At 54.7% G+C, this 16,699-nt stretch carries 14 protein-coding genes; 11 read left to right on the top strand and 3 right to left on the bottom strand.

Annotated elements, in window-relative coordinates; genetic code table 11:
* Position 1: 1 nt before the first annotated feature.
* A complete protein-coding gene (gene thrC / locus F3I20_RS17095) occupies positions 2-1,285 on the top strand; it encodes a threonine synthase (RefSeq protein WP_150010905.1) in 1,284 nt (427 codons plus the stop codon).
* Between the two features lie 60 nt (positions 1,286-1,345).
* Here thrC and yaaA read toward each other — a convergent pair whose 3' ends face one another.
* Complete coding sequence (gene yaaA / locus F3I20_RS17090; RefSeq protein ID WP_150010903.1) at positions 1,346-2,119, bottom strand: peroxide stress protein YaaA; 774 nt, start codon at positions 2,117-2,119, stop codon at positions 1,346-1,348.
* Positions 2,120-2,328: 209 nt separating this feature from the next.
* On the opposite strand from yaaA, the gene tal reads away from it, so the two are divergent.
* The 3 genes from tal (at position 2,329) to F3I20_RS17075 (ending at position 5,409) form a co-directional block, all read left to right on the top strand.
* Entirely contained in the window at positions 2,329-3,282 is a 954-nt protein-coding gene (gene tal, locus F3I20_RS17085; protein WP_013356716.1) for a transaldolase, read from the top strand.
* Positions 3,283-3,407: 125 nt separating this feature from the next.
* Positions 3,408-3,995, top strand: coding sequence for a molybdopterin adenylyltransferase (mog, locus tag F3I20_RS17080; protein ID WP_150037631.1), 588 nt, complete (start codon positions 3,408-3,410; stop codon positions 3,993-3,995).
* 106 nt (positions 3,996-4,101) lie between these two features.
* Positions 4,102-5,409 carry an MFS transporter gene (locus F3I20_RS17075; RefSeq protein ID WP_150037632.1) on the top strand — a complete coding sequence of 436 codons (1,308 nt, stop codon included), beginning with the start codon at positions 4,102-4,104 and terminating at the stop codon, positions 5,407-5,409.
* A 39-nt stretch (positions 5,410-5,448) separates the two neighbouring features.
* On the opposite strand, the gene satP is transcribed toward F3I20_RS17075, so the two are convergent.
* Positions 5,449-6,018: an acetate uptake transporter gene (gene satP, locus F3I20_RS17070; protein WP_150010897.1), complete on the bottom strand. Its 570-nt coding sequence runs from the start codon at positions 6,016-6,018 to the stop codon at positions 5,449-5,451.
* Positions 6,019-6,322: 304 nt separating this feature from the next.
* Between satP and dnaK the strand changes: the two genes are divergently transcribed.
* The 4 genes from dnaK (at position 6,323) to nhaR (ending at position 11,808) form a co-directional block, all read left to right on the top strand.
* Positions 6,323-8,233: a molecular chaperone DnaK gene (gene dnaK, locus F3I20_RS17065; protein ID WP_150010895.1), complete on the top strand. Its 1,911-nt coding sequence runs from the start codon at positions 6,323-6,325 to the stop codon at positions 8,231-8,233.
* A gap of 104 nt (positions 8,234-8,337) precedes the next feature.
* Positions 8,338-9,483: a molecular chaperone DnaJ gene (gene dnaJ, locus F3I20_RS17060; protein WP_135910149.1), complete on the top strand. Its 1,146-nt coding sequence runs from the start codon at positions 8,338-8,340 to the stop codon at positions 9,481-9,483.
* Positions 9,484-9,689: 206 nt separating this feature from the next.
* Positions 9,690-10,868 (top strand): Na+/H+ antiporter NhaA, encoded by a 1,179-nt coding sequence (gene nhaA / locus F3I20_RS17055; protein ID WP_150010893.1) that lies wholly within the window; start codon positions 9,690-9,692, stop codon positions 10,866-10,868.
* Between the two features lie 31 nt (positions 10,869-10,899).
* Positions 10,900-11,808, top strand: a complete 909-nt coding sequence (gene nhaR, locus F3I20_RS17050) for a transcriptional activator NhaR (RefSeq protein WP_150010891.1) — start codon at positions 10,900-10,902, stop codon at positions 11,806-11,808.
* A 36-nt stretch (positions 11,809-11,844) separates the two neighbouring features.
* Here the strand turns inward: nhaR and rpsT are convergent, their stop codons facing one another.
* A complete protein-coding gene (gene rpsT / locus F3I20_RS17045) occupies positions 11,845-12,108 on the bottom strand; it encodes a 30S ribosomal protein S20 (RefSeq protein ID WP_008925553.1) in 264 nt (87 codons plus the stop codon).
* A 306-nt stretch (positions 12,109-12,414) separates the two neighbouring features.
* Between rpsT and ribF the strand changes: the two genes are divergently transcribed.
* The 3 genes from ribF to lspA are packed head-to-tail and all read left to right on the top strand — an operon-like array spanning position 12,415 to position 16,696.
* Positions 12,415-13,344: a bifunctional riboflavin kinase/FAD synthetase gene (gene ribF / locus F3I20_RS17040; protein WP_150010889.1), complete on the top strand. Its 930-nt coding sequence runs from the start codon at positions 12,415-12,417 to the stop codon at positions 13,342-13,344.
* Between the two features lie 29 nt (positions 13,345-13,373).
* Positions 13,374-16,190, top strand: coding sequence for an isoleucine--tRNA ligase (gene ileS, locus F3I20_RS17035; protein WP_150037633.1), 2,817 nt, complete (start codon positions 13,374-13,376; stop codon positions 16,188-16,190).
* On the top strand, positions 16,190-16,696 hold the full coding sequence (gene lspA / locus F3I20_RS17030; protein WP_150010885.1) for a signal peptidase II: 507 nt from the start codon (positions 16,190-16,192) through the stop codon (positions 16,694-16,696). Before ileS ends, lspA begins: the two co-directional genes overlap by 1 nt.
* Positions 16,697-16,699: the final 3 nt, after the last annotated feature.

The raw sequence follows: 16,699 nt of genomic DNA, 5'->3' as shown, positions 1-16,699 counted from the left end.
CATGAAACTCTACAATCTTAAGGATCACAACGAGCAGGTCAGCTTCGCCCAGGCGGTGAAACAGGGTCTGGGATCGCAGCAGGGTCTGTTCTTTCCGCTGGAACTGCCAGAGTTTGAACTGACCGACATCGACGCGATGCTGGAGATGGATTTTGTCAGCCGCAGCAGCAAAATTCTCTCGGCTTTCATTGGTGACGAGATTCCGGCCCATCAGCTGCATGAGCGTGTTAAAGCCGCTTTTGCTTTTCCGGCCCCGGTGAAACAGGTCAGCGAAGATATCGCCTGTCTGGAGCTGTTCCACGGTCCGACGCTGGCGTTTAAAGACTTCGGTGGCCGTTTCATGGCGCAGATGCTGTCATATGTCTCAGGCTCAGATGAGCAGATCACCATTCTGACCGCCACCTCCGGTGATACCGGCGCGGCCGTGGCGCACGCCTTCTACGGCATGAAGAACGTGCGCGTGGTGATCCTCTATCCGCAGGGAAAAATCAGTCCGCTACAGGAGAAACTCTTCTGTACCCTGGGTGGCAACATCCAAACCATCGCTATCGACGGTGATTTTGATGCCTGCCAGTCGCTGGTCAAACAGGCGTTTGATGATGAAGAGCTGAAAAAGACAATCGGTCTGAACTCGGCGAACTCTATTAACATCAGCCGCCTGCTTGCGCAGATCTGCTACTACTTTGAAGCAGTCGCGCAGCTGCCGCAGGAAAAACGTAATCAGCTGGTGGTTTCTGTGCCAAGCGGCAACTTTGGCGATTTGACGGCAGGTCTGCTGGCGAAATCGCTGGGTCTGCCGATCAAACGCTTTATCGCCGCCACTAACGCCAATGACACGGTGCCGCGCTTCCTTGGCAACGGCGAATGGCAGCCTAACCTGACGGTCGCGACCCTGTCGAATGCGATGGATGTCAGCCAGCCGAACAACTGGCCGCGTGTGGAAGAGCTGTTCCGCCGTAAAACCTGGCGCTTAACCGATCTCGCCTGTGGTGCGGTCTCTGATGAGACCACGCGCGCCGCAATGCGTGAACTGGCTGAGATTGGCTACGTTTCCGAGCCGCATGCCGCCATCGCCTGGCGTCTGCTGCGCGATCAGCTGCAGGAAGGGGAATATGGTGTGTTCCTCGGTACCGCGCACCCTGCGAAATTCCGCGAAAGCGTGGAAGCGATTCTTGAACAGACTCTGACACTGCCACCAGAGTTAGCGGAGCGCGCTGACCTGCCGCTCCTGTCGCACAAGATGAAGGCGGACTTCGCCTCACTGCGGGCGTTCCTGCTGAAGTAGTTCTGTAAATGGCTTCCCGGCGGGAAGCCCATTTGCAAAGAGTACATTACGCGCGGGGTATTACTGCTCCGCGCGCTTAAAGACCAGCTCGCTTTCACTGCTGCTGGCTGCATCAAAACCATAACCATCCAGATCAAACGCCTTAAGCTGCTCCGGCTTTGTCAGGCGCTGCTGAATCACATAGCGACTCATCAGGCCGCGCGCCTTTTTGGCGTAGAAGCTGATGACTTTGTAGCTGCCATTTTTCTCGTCGAGGAAGACCGGCTTAATCATTTGTGCCTTCAGCTTCTTCGGCTTAACGGCTCTAAAATATTCGTCCGAGGCGAGGTTAATCAGAACCTCATCACCCTGTTCCGCCAGCGCGGTATTCAGTGTTTCAGTGATAACATCGCCCCAGAAGGTGTAGAGATCTTTGCCCGCCGGATTGGCCAGGCGAATGCCCATCTCCAGTCGGTAAGGCTGCATGAGGTCGAGCGGACGCAGCACGCCATACAGACCTGACAGCATACGCAGATGCTGCTGAGCAAAATTGAAATCCTCATCACTGAAGGTTTCAGCCTGCAGACCTGTGTAGACATCACCTTTGAACGCCAGAATGGCCTGACGGGCATTCTGCGGAGAAAAATCGGGGTGCCAGCTGTTAAATCGTTCGGCATTGAGGTGCGCCAGTTTGTCGCTGATGCCCATTAATGAGGCGATGCTGGCGGGTGACAGCTCGCGCGCAATCTCAATTAGCTGTTGTGATTTTTCTAACAGCGCAGGCTGGGTGAAACGCGTGGTCGCCAGCGGGCTTTCATAATCGAGCGTCTTGGCAGGAGAGATCACCATCAACATTGTTGCTTCCTCGGTTAATGCCTGGTTTAACAGGGCATTGGCTGCTTATCAGGCTCTGCAGTGTACCAAAAAAGCCGGAAAGAATGACGAATCACACCTATTTGTTCGCGCTATCGTAAACGGCATTCCCTGACCTTGCGCGACCGTTGGCGCGTGATATTATCGCAACAGCCTTTTTTCACACTGATAGTTAACTAAGAGAAAAGAACATGACGGACAAACTTACCTCCCTGCGTCAGCTCACCACCGTCGTCGCTGACACCGGTGATATCGCAGCCATGAAGCTGTATCAGCCGCAGGACGCTACCACCAACCCTTCTCTGATTCTTAACGCCGCACAAATTCCTGAATACCGTAAACTGATCGATGAAGCGATTGGCTGGGCGCGTGAGCAGAGCAGCAACAAAGAAGAGCAACTGCAGCTGGTTTCTGACAAGCTGGCCGTAAACATTGGTCTGGAAATCCTGAAGCTGATCCCAGGCCGTATCTCGACTGAAGTCGATGCGCGTCTCTCTTACGACACCGAAGGCAGCATCGCAAAAGCCCGCAGCCTGATCAAACTCTACAATGATGCCGGTATCAGCAATGATCGCATCCTGATCAAACTGGCCTCTACCTGGCAGGGCATCCGTGCTGCAGAGCAGCTGGAAAAAGAGGGTATCAACTGTAACCTGACGCTGCTGTTCTCCTTTGCTCAGGCGCGTGCCTGTGCCGAAGCCGGCGTATTCCTGATCTCTCCGTTTGTGGGGCGTATCCTCGACTGGTACAAAGCCAACACCGATAAGAAAGAGTATGCCGCGCACGAAGATCCAGGCGTGGTTTCAGTCTCTGAGATCTACAACTACTACAAGCAGCACGGTTATGAAACCGTGGTGATGGGCGCGAGCTTCCGTAACGTCGGCGAAATCATCGAGCTGGCCGGCTGTGACCGTCTGACTATTTCGCCTGCGCTGCTGAAAGAGCTGGCAGAGAGCGAAGGCACCCTGGAGCGTAAACTGAGCTACAGCGGCGAAGTGAAAGCGCGTCCGGCCCGCATGACCGAGTCTGAGTTCCTGTGGCAGCACAACCAGGATCCCATGGCAGTGGCGAAGCTGGCAGAAGGTATCCGCAACTTTGCCGTTGATCAGGGCAAACTTGAGAAGATGCTGGCAGAACTGCTGTAATCTGCTGACCGTGGCGGCGCGGGCTGCCACGGTTTTCTCTTTTCCGACCCTTTCACTTTATATTATCCTTTCTGCTATTCCTCTTTTACTCCACCGCACCGCGGTAAATCACAGCGAAGCTCATCATGAATACATTACGCATTGGCCTGATTTCGGTCTCCGATCGCGCCGCGAACGGCATCTATCAGGATCAGGGGATTCCCGCGCTGGAGAGCTGGCTTGGTAGCGCAATCAGCAGCCCGTTTGAGATTGAATCCCGGCTGGTACCGGACGAGCAGCCGATGATTGAGCACGCAATTTGCGAACTGGTCGATGAACGTTTTTGCCATCTGGTGTTAACCACCGGCGGCACCGGTCCGGCCCGACGCGATGTCACGCCCGACGCCACCTTAGCGGTTGCCGATCGGGAAATGCCTGGCTTTGGCGAGCAGATGCGTCAGATCAGCCTGCAGTTCGTGCCGACCGCAATTCTGTCGCGTCAGGTCGGGGTGATCCGCAAACAGTCGCTGATCCTCAATCTGCCCGGTCAGCCAAAGTCGATCAAAGAGACGCTGGAAGGGCTGAAGGATGAGTTGGGCAACGTAAAAGTGCACGGTATCTTTGCTTCTGTACCTTATTGTTTACAGCTGCTGGAAGGGCCTTACGTTGAGACGCACCCCGGTGTCGTAGCAGCTTTTCGGCCTAAAAGCGCGATACGTGAGATAAATAACTAAATATTCCCCATTTCAGGCATAAGCTACAGTCCTGCTGGTGTGGCAAATGATTGACGATATAGTAAGGGTATCTTTACAAACGCATCTCTTTTGCCTCTGGACTATTATGAATCCGACTCACACGCAGCGTCTGACTGGTAAGGATTACAAAACCCTGGCGCTGGCCGCGCTGGGCGGCGCGCTGGAATTTTACGACTTCATCATCTTTGTCTTCTTCGCCACCGTGATTGGCGAACTCTTTTTCCCCTCAGATATCCCGGAATGGCTGCGTCAGTTGCAGACGTTTGCCATTTTTGCCGCAGGCTATCTGGCTCGTCCACTGGGCGGCATCATAATGGCGCATTTTGGCGACAAGCTCGGGCGCAAAAAGATGTTCAGCCTGAGTATTCTGCTGATGGCGCTGCCAACCCTCATGATGGGCGCTTTACCTACCTGGCAGACGATTGGCATTGCTGCGCCACTGCTGATGCTGCTGATGCGGATGCTGCAGGGCGCGGCGATTGGCGGTGAAGTGCCAGGAGCGTGGGTGTTTGTTGCTGAGCACGTGCCCTATAAACGTATCGGCATCGCCTGCGGCACGCTGACGGCCGGGCTGACCATCGGCATTTTACTGGGGTCGCTGGTGGCGACGCTGGTCAATACCTCGATGTCGCAGCAGGCAATACATGACGGCGGCTGGCGTATTCCGTTCTTCCTCGGTGGCGTGTTTGGTCTGCTCGCAATGTACCTGCGGCGCTGGCTGCATGAGACGCCGGTGTTTGTTGAGATGCAGCAGCGTAAAGCGCTGGCTGAAACCCTGCCGCTGAAGACGGTGCTGGCGGAGCATAAAAAGTCGGTTGTGATCTCCATGCTGCTGACCTGGCTGCTCTCCGCCTGCATCGTGGTCGTGATTCTGATGTCGCCGGTCTGGCTGCAGAAGCAGCTGAGCATCGCACCCGCGCTGACCCTGCAGGCCAACAGTATCGCCACCGTGATGCTCTGCATCGGCTGCATTGTTGCCGGACTCGCTGTCGATCGCTTTGGTGCCAGCCGTACGTTATGTGTCGGCAGCCTGCTGCTGGCACTCTGTAGCTGGCAGTTCTATCACCTGACTGCCCTCTATCCGCAGCAACTCTTTCTGCTCTATGGCATGGCGGGCCTGAGCGTCGGTATTGTCGGCGTCGTGCCCTTTGTGATGGTGCGCGCCTTCCCGGCAGAGGTGCGTTTTACCGGCCTCTCGTTTTCCTACAACCTTTCCTATGCCATCTTTGGCGGGCTGACCCCGATCTTTGTGTCGCTGCTGATGAATGTCTCCGTGATGGGGCCGTGCTGGTATGTGATGGCGCTGGCGCTGGTAGGATTGCTGACCGGGATCTGGCTGCGGCGCGATGTCAGCCACGAGCCAGGCCTGCATCAGGAGATTAAGTCGTTGTAAGGGGATGACGCGGAGCCAGACTCCGCGTCTTTTTCAGACTTAATGCGCCTTTGCGCCAATCGGCAGAAGCGTGCGGCCAAAGGTTTCGTTAAGCACTTCACCCATTGCAAGATAGCAGGCGCTGGCACCACAAAGTATGCCGACCCATCCCGCAGACACCTCCAGCGAAGGCAGGTGCATAAGGTGAGCCACGGCCAGCAGCAAAAACAGCAGAGTGAGTGAGCCAAAGACAAACTGCAGCATCCGCGCACCTTTCAGCGTGCCCACGAACATAAACAGTGTGAAGATGCCCCAGAGTGCCAGCCAGGCACCCAGAAAGCGTTCATCAGGCGCTTTCGCCAGACCCATCTGCGGTAACAGCAAAATCGCCACAAAGCTTAACCAGAACATGCCGTAAGAGGTAAAGGCGGTCAGCCCAAAGGTGTTGTTCTTTTTAAACTCCAGCAGACCGGCCAGCACCTGTGCGATCCCGCCATAAAAAATCCCCATCGCTAAAATTGCCACGTCCATGTCAAACAGACCCGTGTTGTGCAGGTTCAGCAAAATTGTTGTCATGCCAAATCCCATTAAGCCCAGCGGGGCAGGATTAGCCAGCGTTGAATTCGCCATAGTTCCTCGGCAGTAAGATGATTGTTAATGAAATAAAAGGACTTCAGCCTGCTCACAGAAAGGAGCAAGGCGACGCATCATATTCAGCGGGGTAACCGTGTTCTTTGATCCCGGCAGGGCCAGAGGTAGAAAAATTTTTTTTGGTTTAGCCCTTGATGCGCATCGAAGCGGCCCCATTTACTTGTCATCGAGCGTTGTGAATGTTGGAAAAAAAGCATGTGCTGGCAGGTTGAATGCAAACAACCCGCCCACATAAAAGGTTCACAACCCAAATTGGCAACGAATTTAAGTGGGAGATGTTTAGATGGGTAAGATTATTGGTATTGACCTGGGTACAACCAACTCTTGTGTTGCGATCATGGATGGCACTAAAGCACGCGTGCTGGAAAATGCCGAGGGCGATCGCACCACGCCTTCAATTATTGCGTATACACAGGATGGCGAAATTCTGGTCGGTCAACCGGCTAAACGTCAGGCAGTGACCAACCCGCAGAATACCCTGTTCGCAATTAAGCGTCTGATCGGTCGTCGCTTCCAGGACGAAGAAGTGCAGCGTGATATTAAAATCATGCCGTACAAAATCACCGGCGCTGACAATGGCGACGCATGGCTGGAAGTGAAAGGCCAGAGAATGGCACCACCGCAGATCTCTGCTGAAGTGCTGAAAAAAATGAAAAAGACCGCCGAAGATTACCTCGGTGAGCCAGTGACCGAAGCGGTTATTACCGTACCGGCCTACTTCAACGATGCGCAGCGTCAGGCGACCAAAGATGCCGGCCGTATCGCGGGTCTGGAAGTCAAACGTATCATTAACGAACCGACTGCTGCAGCACTGGCATACGGTCTGGACAAAGGCCAGGGCAACCGCACCATCGCGGTTTATGACCTGGGTGGCGGTACCTTCGATATCTCAATCATTGAGATCGACGAAGTTGACGGCGAAAAGACCTTTGAAGTTCTGGCAACCAACGGTGACACCCACCTGGGTGGTGAAGACTTCGACAGCCGCCTGATTAACTATCTGGTTGCTGAATTCAAGAAAGACCAGGGCATCGATCTGCACAATGATCCACTGGCGATGCAGCGTCTGAAAGAAGCGGCAGAGAAAGCGAAAATCGAACTTTCTTCTGCACAGCAGACCGACGTTAACCTGCCATACATTACGGCAGATGCGACCGGTCCTAAGCACCTGAACATCAAAGTGACCCGCTCTAAACTGGAGTCACTGGTTGAAGATCTGGTTGCACGCTCAATCGCGCCTCTGAAAGTTGCGCTGCAGGATGCGGGCCTGTCTGTATCAGACATCAACGACGTTATCCTGGTCGGTGGTCAGACTCGTATGCCACTGGTTCAGGCAAAAGTAACTGAATTCTTCGGCAAAGAGCCACGTAAAGACGTGAACCCGGACGAAGCTGTTGCCGTTGGTGCTGCGGTTCAGGGTGGTGTACTGGGTGGCGACGTGAAAGACGTGCTGCTGCTGGACGTAACCCCACTGTCACTGGGTATCGAAACCATGGGTGGCGTGATGACGTCGCTGATCAGCAAGAACACCACCATCCCAACCAAGCACAGCCAGGTCTTCTCGACGGCTGAAGATAACCAGTCAGCGGTGACCATTCATGTGCTGCAGGGTGAGCGTAAACGCGCCAATGACAACAAGTCACTGGGTCAGTTCAACCTCGACGGTATCCAGAATGCGCCACGCGGTATGCCACAGATCGAAGTCACCTTCGACATCGATGCGGATGGTATCCTGCATGTATCGGCGAAAGACAAGAACAGCGGTAAAGAGCAGAAGATCACCATCAAAGCCTCTTCAGGCCTGAGCGATGAAGAGATCCAGAAAATGGTGCGTGATGCAGAAGCGAACGCTGAATCGGACCGCAAGTTCGAAGAGCTGGTACAGACGCGTAACCAGGGTGACCAGATTGCCCACAGCACGCGTAAGCAGCTGGACGAAGCAGGCGACAAACTGTCAGCTGATGACAAAGCGCCAATCGAAGCCGCTCTGACCGCGCTGGAAACTGCGCTGAAAGGCGAAGACAAAGCGGAAATCGACGCCAAAATGCAGGCGCTGATGGAAGTGTCTGGCAAACTGATGGAAGCAGCACAGCAGTCTCAGGCGGGTGCAGCGGATGCCGGTGACGCGTCAGCGAAGAAAGATGACGACGTTGTCGATGCTGAATTCGAAGAAGTGAAAGACAACAAGAAATAATTGCCCCTGACCGGGCGCGACGGTTGGCCTGACAGCCGTTGAAACCAGCACGGGCGTAGGAGATCTCTCCACGCCCGTGCGATCATGTTAAGGGCTAAAAAAACATGGCGAAGAGTGATTACTACGAGATTTTAGGCGTCGCCAAATCCGCGGACGAGCGTGAAATCAAAAAGGCTTATAAACGCCTGGCAATGAAATTTCACCCGGACCGCAATCCCGGTGACAAAGAAGCCGAAGCTAAATTCAAAGAGGTCAAGGAAGCCTACGAAATCCTGACCGATGCGCAGAAGCGTGCGGCCTACGATCAGTATGGTCATGCAGCCTTTGAACAGGGTGGCATGGGTGGCGGTGGATTCGGCGGCGGCGGCTTTGGCGGCGGCGGTGCAGACTTCAGCGATATCTTTGGCGACGTATTCGGTGACATCTTTGGTGGTGGACGCCGTCAGCGCGCCTCACGTGGCGCCGATTTACGCTACAACATGGAGCTGTCGCTGGAAGAAGCGGTACGCGGCGTGACCAAAGAGATCCGCATTCCAACCCTGGAAGAGTGTGATGTCTGCCACGGCAGCGGCGCGAAAGCGGGAACGCAGCCACAAACCTGTTCAACCTGTCATGGAGCAGGCCAGGTGCAGATGCGCCAGGGCTTCTTCACCGTACAGCAGGCCTGTCCGACCTGTCATGGTCGCGGCTCGGTGATTAAAGACCCGTGCAATGCCTGTCATGGTCATGGCCGCGTTGAGAAGTCGAAGACGCTGTCAGTGAAAATCCCGGCTGGGGTGGACACCGGTGACCGTATTCGTCTGAGTGGTGAAGGTGAAGCCGGTGAGCAGGGCGCACCAGCCGGCGATCTCTATGTTCAGGTATCGGTGAAGAAACACCCGATCTTCGAGCGTGAAGAGAACAATCTCTACTGCGAAGTGCCAATCAACTTTGCGATGGCGGCGCTGGGCGGCGAGATTGAAGTGCCGACACTGGATGGTCGCGTGAAGCTGAAAGTGCCGTCAGAAACCCAGACCGGCAAGCTGTTCCGCATGCGCGGACGTGGCGTCAAATCAGTACGTGGCGGCGCAGTCGGCGACCTGTTATGTCGTGTCGTGGTGGAGACACCGGTCAGCCTGAATGAGAAACAGAAGGCGCTGTTGCGTGAACTCGAAGAGAGTTTTGGCGGCCCAAGCGGTGAGCACAACAGCCCGCGCTCCAAGAGCTTCTTCGACGGTGTGAAAAAATTCTTTGATGATCTCACCCGCTAAAGGGTAAGGGATAAACGGAGCCTCAGGCTCCGTTTTTTTTGCCGTTTATAAGCCGTTACGCATACAGACTGTATAGCAGGCGGGAGTGCCTGTCTCCAGCAACGGCTCGGTAAAAGCGAAGTAAAGGCCTGGTATAAGCTGCTTTTAACGATCTATGTGAGTCGTTACACTTATTCACTTTCTATCGCCGATCAGGAAGATAAACGTTGAATAAGCCTCGTAAACTCAGAAACCTCTTCAAGAGCTTCATTGAAAGTGACGCCAGTAACGGCATGATACTCATTCTGGCGGCAGTGGCAGCCATGATTCTCGCCAATACAGCTGAGACCGCCGGTGGCTACCAGGCGTTGCTAAATGAACCTGTTCAGATCCGCTTTGGTGCGCTGGATATCAGCAAAAATCTGCTGTTATGGATAAACGATGCGCTGATGGCGCTGTTTTTCCTGCTAATAGGACTGGAAGTAAAGCGTGAGCTGATGGTCGGCGAACTGGCAAGCCGCGAAAAAGCGATCTTTCCTGTCATCGCAGCATTAGGTGGCATGGCGCTGCCTGCCCTTATCTTCCTGGCTTTCAACCATGGTGATGAGATTGCCCGCAATGGCTGGGCCATTCCCACGGCAACGGATATCGCTTTTGCACTGGGCGTACTGGCCCTGCTCGGCAGCCGTGTTCCTGCTGCGCTGAAAGTTTTTCTGATGGCACTGGCGATTATCGATGACCTGGGGGCGATTGTGATTATCGCCCTGTTCTATACCAGCGGTCTGTCGGTGCTCTCTCTGGGCGTGGCGGCAGCGGCGATTTTGGTGCTGGCCCTGCTGAATTACTTTAACGTCCGTAAAATCTCCATCTATATTCTGGTTGGCATTGTGCTCTGGACCGCCGTGCTTAAGTCGGGCGTCCATGCAACGCTGGCCGGTGTTATCGTGGGCTTCTTTGTGCCGCTGGAAAAGCGAGAGGGGCATTCGCCATCGGAGCATCTGGCACACGGCCTGATGCCATGGGTGAACTGGCTGATTCTGCCACTGTTTGCCTTCGCCAATGCTGGTATTTCGCTCGCGGGTATTACGCTGAGCAATATCCTTTCGCCTGAACCGTCAGGCATCATCTTTGGCCTGTTAATCGGTAAACCATTGGGCATAACCCTGTTCTGCTGGCTGGCAGTCAGGTTAAAGCTGGCGGTATTACCTGCTGGCACCACTATCCGCGATATCATGGCGATCGGCGTACTGTGTGGTATCGGCTTCACGATGTCGATATTCATCAGTTCACTGGCCTTTGACGCAGCCCATGAGCAGCTGGTGACGTTTTCTAAACTGGGGATTCTGACCGGTTCTCTGCTATCCGCCGTGATTGGATACACCCTGTTGCGGATCAAATTGCGGTAATGGAGAGGAGGCGAAAGCCTCCTTCTTTTCAATGAGTCACATTAATTACAATCATCTTTACTATTTCTGGCACGCCTGTCGCGCGGGCTCGATAGCGGGTGCAGCTGAAGCGCTCTCACTGACGCCTCAGACCATTACCGGGCAGATTAAGGTGCTGGAAGAGCGCCTGCAGGGTAAGCTGTTCCGGCGTCAGGGAAGAGGTCTGGTGCCGACTGAACTGGGGCAGTTGGTGTTCCGCTACGCTGACCGCATGTTTATGCTGGGTCAGGAGATGCTGGATATCGTTAACTACCGCAAAGAGTCTCATCTGCTGCTGGATGTGGGGGTGGCAGATGCCCTCTCAAAGCAACGGGTCAGCAAGGTGCTGGAGACGGCGGTGGCGGCAGAGGAGAAAATCCATCTGCGCTGTTTTGAATCGACCCACGAAATGCTGCTGGAGCAACTCAGTCAGCATAAGCTGGATATGATTATTTCTGACTGCTCCATCGATCCCACCCAGCAGGAAGGGCTGTTTTCGGTAAAGCTGGGGGAGTGCCCGATCAGTTTCTGGTCCGCTCAGCCGATTACCGATTACTCTTTTCCGGGCTGTCTGGAGACATACCCACTCCTCATTCCGGGTCGCCGCTCAATGCTGGGGCGTAGAATCCTTAACTGGATCACGACTCAGGGGCTGCAGGTGGAGATTCTGGGTGAGTTTGATGATGCGGCGCTGATGCACGCATTTGGTGCGCGTCAGAAGGCAATTTTTGTAGCAGCAGCGCTGGACGGTTGTCAGCAGGAGGGGATTTATGAAGTTGCTCGGCTTGATGCCGTTTCAGAGGAGTATCACATACTCTTCTCCGAGCGGATGATTCAGCATCCGGCGGTGCAGCGTCTCTGTCAGGCTGACTTCAGCGCACTCTTCCCTCACCAGAGTACAGACGAAAAAAAACCGGCGTAAGCCGGCTTTTTCAACAAAGCGATGAACAACGGGCGATTAAGCCAGTTTGTTGATCTGTGCAGTCAGGTTTGATTTATAACGTGCAGCTTTGTTTTTGTGGATCAGACCTTTAGCGGCCTGACGATCCACGAGTGGTTGCATTTCATTGAATGCGTTCTGCGCAGCAGCTTTGTCGCCTGAAGCGATCGCCGCGTATACTTTCTTAACGAAGGTACGCATCATTGAGCGGCGGCTAGCGTTGTGCTTGCGGCGTTTCTCAGATGTTACGGCGCGTTTCTTAGCTGATTTGATATTAGCCAAGGTCCAACTCCCAAATGTGTTCTATAGAGACAAATCAAAGGCCGAGGACTATGCCCTTCTAACCTGATTTTGTCAATGGATTTGTGCAAATAAGCGTCGCTCTGTGAGCAGCACTCGGTTACGTATTTGATGGCGCAAGATTCTACCAGCTTCCCCTCACTGAATACAGTATTTCGCGACAAAATTCTTAACAGACGCATCTGCAACAGGAAATGCAGCGCCTGAAGCATGAAAGGCGTGCTGACGGGTTAACCTGAGTCGCTTTCAAGGGTATAATCCGCCGATTTCCACCGGTTTGGGCCAGCCATGAAGTTTATCCGCGGTATTCATAATCTTAACGAGCAGCATCGCGGCTGCGTTCTGACCATTGGTAATTTCGATGGCGTACACCGCGGGCATCAGGCGCTGATGTCCCGGCTGTGTGAAGAGGGACGTAAGCGTCATCTGCCGGTCGTGGTCATGGTGTTTGAGCCACAGCCGCTGGAGCTGTTTGCCGGTGATAAAGCCCCGGCACGCCTGACGCGCCTGCGTGAAAAATTGCGCTACATGGCGGAAGCCGGCGTCGATAAAGTGCTGTGTGTGCGGTTTGACCGTCGCTTTGCAGCGCTGTCCGCCCAGCGTTTTATCAGTGACCTGCTGGTCGACAAGCTGGACGTAAAGTACCTCGCAGTCGGCGATGATTTCCGCTTCGGCGCTGGTCGCCAGGGGGATTTCCTGTTATTACAGAAAGCAGGTGCGGAGTATGGTTTTGAGGTCGTGAGCACCGAAACCTTCTGTGACGGCGGGAAGCGAATCAGCAGCACAGCCGTGCGTCAGGCGCTGGCCGCAGATGATTTAGCGCTGGCGCAGTCGCTGTTAGGTCATCCTTTCACCATTTCCGGCCGCGTCGTGCACGGTGATGCACTGGGACGCACGCTGGGTTTCCCCACTGCGAACCTTCCTTTACGCCGCAGCGTCTCACCGGTGAAAGGGGTCTATGCGGTGGAGGTGCAGGGGCTGACGCCTGAGCCACTGCCGGGTGTCGCCAATATCGGTACCCGTCCGACCGTAAAAGGTTTACGCCAGCAGCTTGAAGTTCACCTGCTCGACATCAATATGGATCTCTATGGTCGTCACATTGATGTGGTGCTGAAACAGAAAATACGAAACGAGCAGCGCTTTGCCTCACTGGAGGCGTTGAAAGAACAAATTGCGAACGATGTGGTAACGGCCCGGCAGTTCTTTGGGCTGCTTTAACCTGAGCGAAAAACGGAATCGAGAATCTGATGAGTGACTATAAATCTACCCTGAATTTGCCGGAAACGGGATTCCCGATGCGTGGCGATCTGGCCAAACGCGAACCGGGAATGTTGCAACGCTGGTATGCCGACAACCTGTACGGCATCATCCGCGAAGCCAAAAAAGGGAAAAAAACCTTTATCCTGCATGATGGCCCTCCGTATGCGAACGGCAGCATTCATATTGGTCACTCTGTTAACAAGATTCTGAAAGACATTATCGTGAAGTCGAAAGGCATGGCGGGTTATGACTCGCCGTATGTGCCGGGCTGGGACTGTCACGGTCTGCCAATTGAACACAAAGTTGAGCAGATGATCGGCAAGCCAGGCGAGAAAGTCACCGCCGCAGAATTCCGTGCCGCGTGCCGCAAGTACGCAGCTGAACAGGTTGAAGGCCAGAAGGCAGACTTTATCCGTCTGGGCGTGCTGGGCGACTGGGATCGTCCTTACCTGACTATGGATTTTGGCACCGAAGCCAATATCATCCGTGCGCTGGGTAAAATCATCGGCAACGGCCACTTGCATAAAGGCGCGAAGCCGGTGCACTGGTGTCTGGATTGCCGCTCAGCCTTAGCAGAAGCGGAAGTCGAGTATTACGACAAAACCTCTCCGTCAATTGATGTGATGTTCAACGCCATCGATGCCGACGCGGTGCGTCAGGCATTTGGTGTATCACAGGTCAATGGCCCAATCTCACTGGTGATCTGGACAACGACGCCGTGGACATTACCGGCTAACCGCGCCATCTCTCTGCATCCTGAATTTGAGTACCAGTTGATCCAGATCGAGGGCCGTGCCCTGATCCTGGCGAAAGAGCTGGTTGAGAGCGTCATGAAACGCGCCGGTGTCAGCGAATGGCAGGTACTGGGCGAATGCAAAGGCGCTGCGCTGGAGCTGCAGAAATTCCAGCATCCGTTCCTGGCGCTGGAGTCGCTGGTGGTGCTGGGCGATCACGTAACGCTTGACGCGGGTACCGGTGCAGTTCACACCGCACCAGGCCACGGTCCGGATGACTACGTCATCGGTCAGAAATATGGCATCGAAACGGCGAATCCGGTCGGACCGGATGGCACCTATCTGCCAGGCACGTATCCGACGCTGGATGGGATTAACGTCTTTAAAGCCAACGACATGATCGTTGAGCTGCTGAAAGAGAAAGGCGCGCTGCTGCATGTTGAGAAACTGCTGCACAGCTACCCGCACTGCTGGCGTCACAAAACGCCGATCATCTTCCGTGCCACGCCACAGTGGTTCATCAGCATGGATCAGAAAGGTCTGCGTGCGCAGTCGCTGAAAGAGATCAAAGGCGTGCAATGGATCCCGGACTGGGGCCAGGCGCGTATCGAATCCATGGTGGCGAACCGTCCCGACTGGTGTATCTCACGTCAGCGTACCTGGGGCGTGCCGATGGCGCTGTTCGTTCACAAAGAGAGCGAAGAGCTGCACCCGGACACGCTGGCGCTGATGGAGAAAGTGGCGCAGCGCGTTGAGCAGGAAGGCATTCAGGCCTGGTGGGATCTTGATCCGCGCGAACTGATGGGCGACGACGCCGATCATTACGTTAAAGTGCCGGATACGCTGGATGTCTGGTTTGACTCCGGTTCTACCAGCTATTCCGTGGTGGATGCGCGTCCTGAATTTGGCGGACATGCACCAGACCTCTATCTGGAAGGCTCCGATCAGCATCGCGGCTGGTTTATGTCCTCGCTGATGATCTCTACGGCGATGAAAGGCAAAGCGCCATATCGTCAGGTACTGACGCACGGTTTCACCGTGGATGGTCAGGGCCGCAAGATGTCGAAGTCGATCGGCAACACCGTTGCGCCGCAGGATGTAATGAACAAGCTGGGCGCTGATATTCTGCGTCTGTGGGTGGCCTCAACCGACTACTCGGGCGAAATGGCGGTTTCCGATGAGATCCTCAAGCGCTCTGCCGATGCCTACCGTCGTATCCGTAACACCGCGCGTTTCCTGCTGGCTAACCTCAGCGGCTTCAACCCGGCCACCGATCTGGTGAAACCGGAAGAGATGGTCGTAGTGGATCGCTGGGCAGTGGGTCGCGCACAGGCGGCACAGGCCGATATCGTCGCTTCCTATGAGAACTACGATTTCCATGAAGTGATCCAGCGTCTGATGCAGTTCTGCTCGATTGAGATGGGCAGCTTCTATCTCGACATCATCAAGGATCGTCAGTACACCGCGAAAGGCGATGGCCTTGCACGTCGCAGCTGCCAGACCGCACTGTGGCATATCGTCGAAGCGCTGGTGCGCTGGATGGCACCAATCATGTCCTTTACGGCGGATGAGATTTGGGGCTATCTGCCAGGGGAACGTGCGCAGTATGTCTTCACCGAAGAGTGGTATCAGGGTCTGTTTGGCCTGGCTGAAGATGAAGCGCTGAATGACGCCTATTGGGCTGAGCTGCTGAAAGTGCGTGGCGAAGTGAACAAGGTGATCGAGCAGGCGCGTGCGGATAAACGTATCGGTGGTGCACTGGAAGCGACGGTGACGCTCTATGCTGATCCGGAGCTGGCCGCAAAACTCCAGGCGTTGGGCAATGAACTGCGCTTTGTGCTGCTGACCTCTGGCGCACAGGTGGCGGATTACGACCTGGCGAACGACGAAGCGCAGCAGAGTGAACTACTGAAAGGTCTGAAAATCGCGCTGCACAAGGCGGAAGGCGAGAAATGTCAGCGCTGCTGGCATTACACTACTGACGTCGGACAGAATCCTGAGCATGCTGAGGTCTGTGGTCGTTGTTACAGTAACGTAGCCGGTGACGGCGAACAGCGTGAATTTGCCTGATGCGTAAACCTATTTTATCAACCGGATTGCGCTGGCTGTGGCTGGTGCTGGTGGTGATTGTTGTCGACTTCGCCAGCAAGCAGTGGGTGATGAACAACATGATGCTGCATGAAACCCAGCCACTGATGCCCTACCTGAATCTGTTCTACGCGCACAACTACGGCGCGGCGTTCAGTTTCCTGGCTGACAAAGGTGGCTGGCAGCGCTGGTTCTTTGCGGGCATCGCATTGGCTATCGTGATCTCACTGGTCGTGATGATGTACCGTAATCATGCCAGCCAGAAGATCGCGAACATTGCCTATGCCCTGATTATCGGCGGCGCGGTAGGCAATCTGTTTGACCGCTCATACCATGGCTTTGTGGTCGATTTTATCGATTTTTATGTCGGTAACTGGCACTTCGCTACATTTAATATCGCTGACTGCGGCATCTGTATTGGTGCGGCATTGGTGGTGCTGGAGGGCTTTTTCAGCCCGAACGGCAAACAGGCTAAACAGAAAGGGTAAGTG

Origin of the sequence: Candidatus Pantoea gossypiicola, from assembly GCF_008632075.1 — a bacterium.
GTDB classification, from domain to species: Bacteria; Pseudomonadota; Gammaproteobacteria; order Enterobacterales; family Enterobacteriaceae; genus Pantoea; species Pantoea gossypiicola.
The sequence above is the reverse complement of the archived record's forward strand: the minus strand, read 5'-3'. Positions and strand labels throughout refer to the sequence as shown.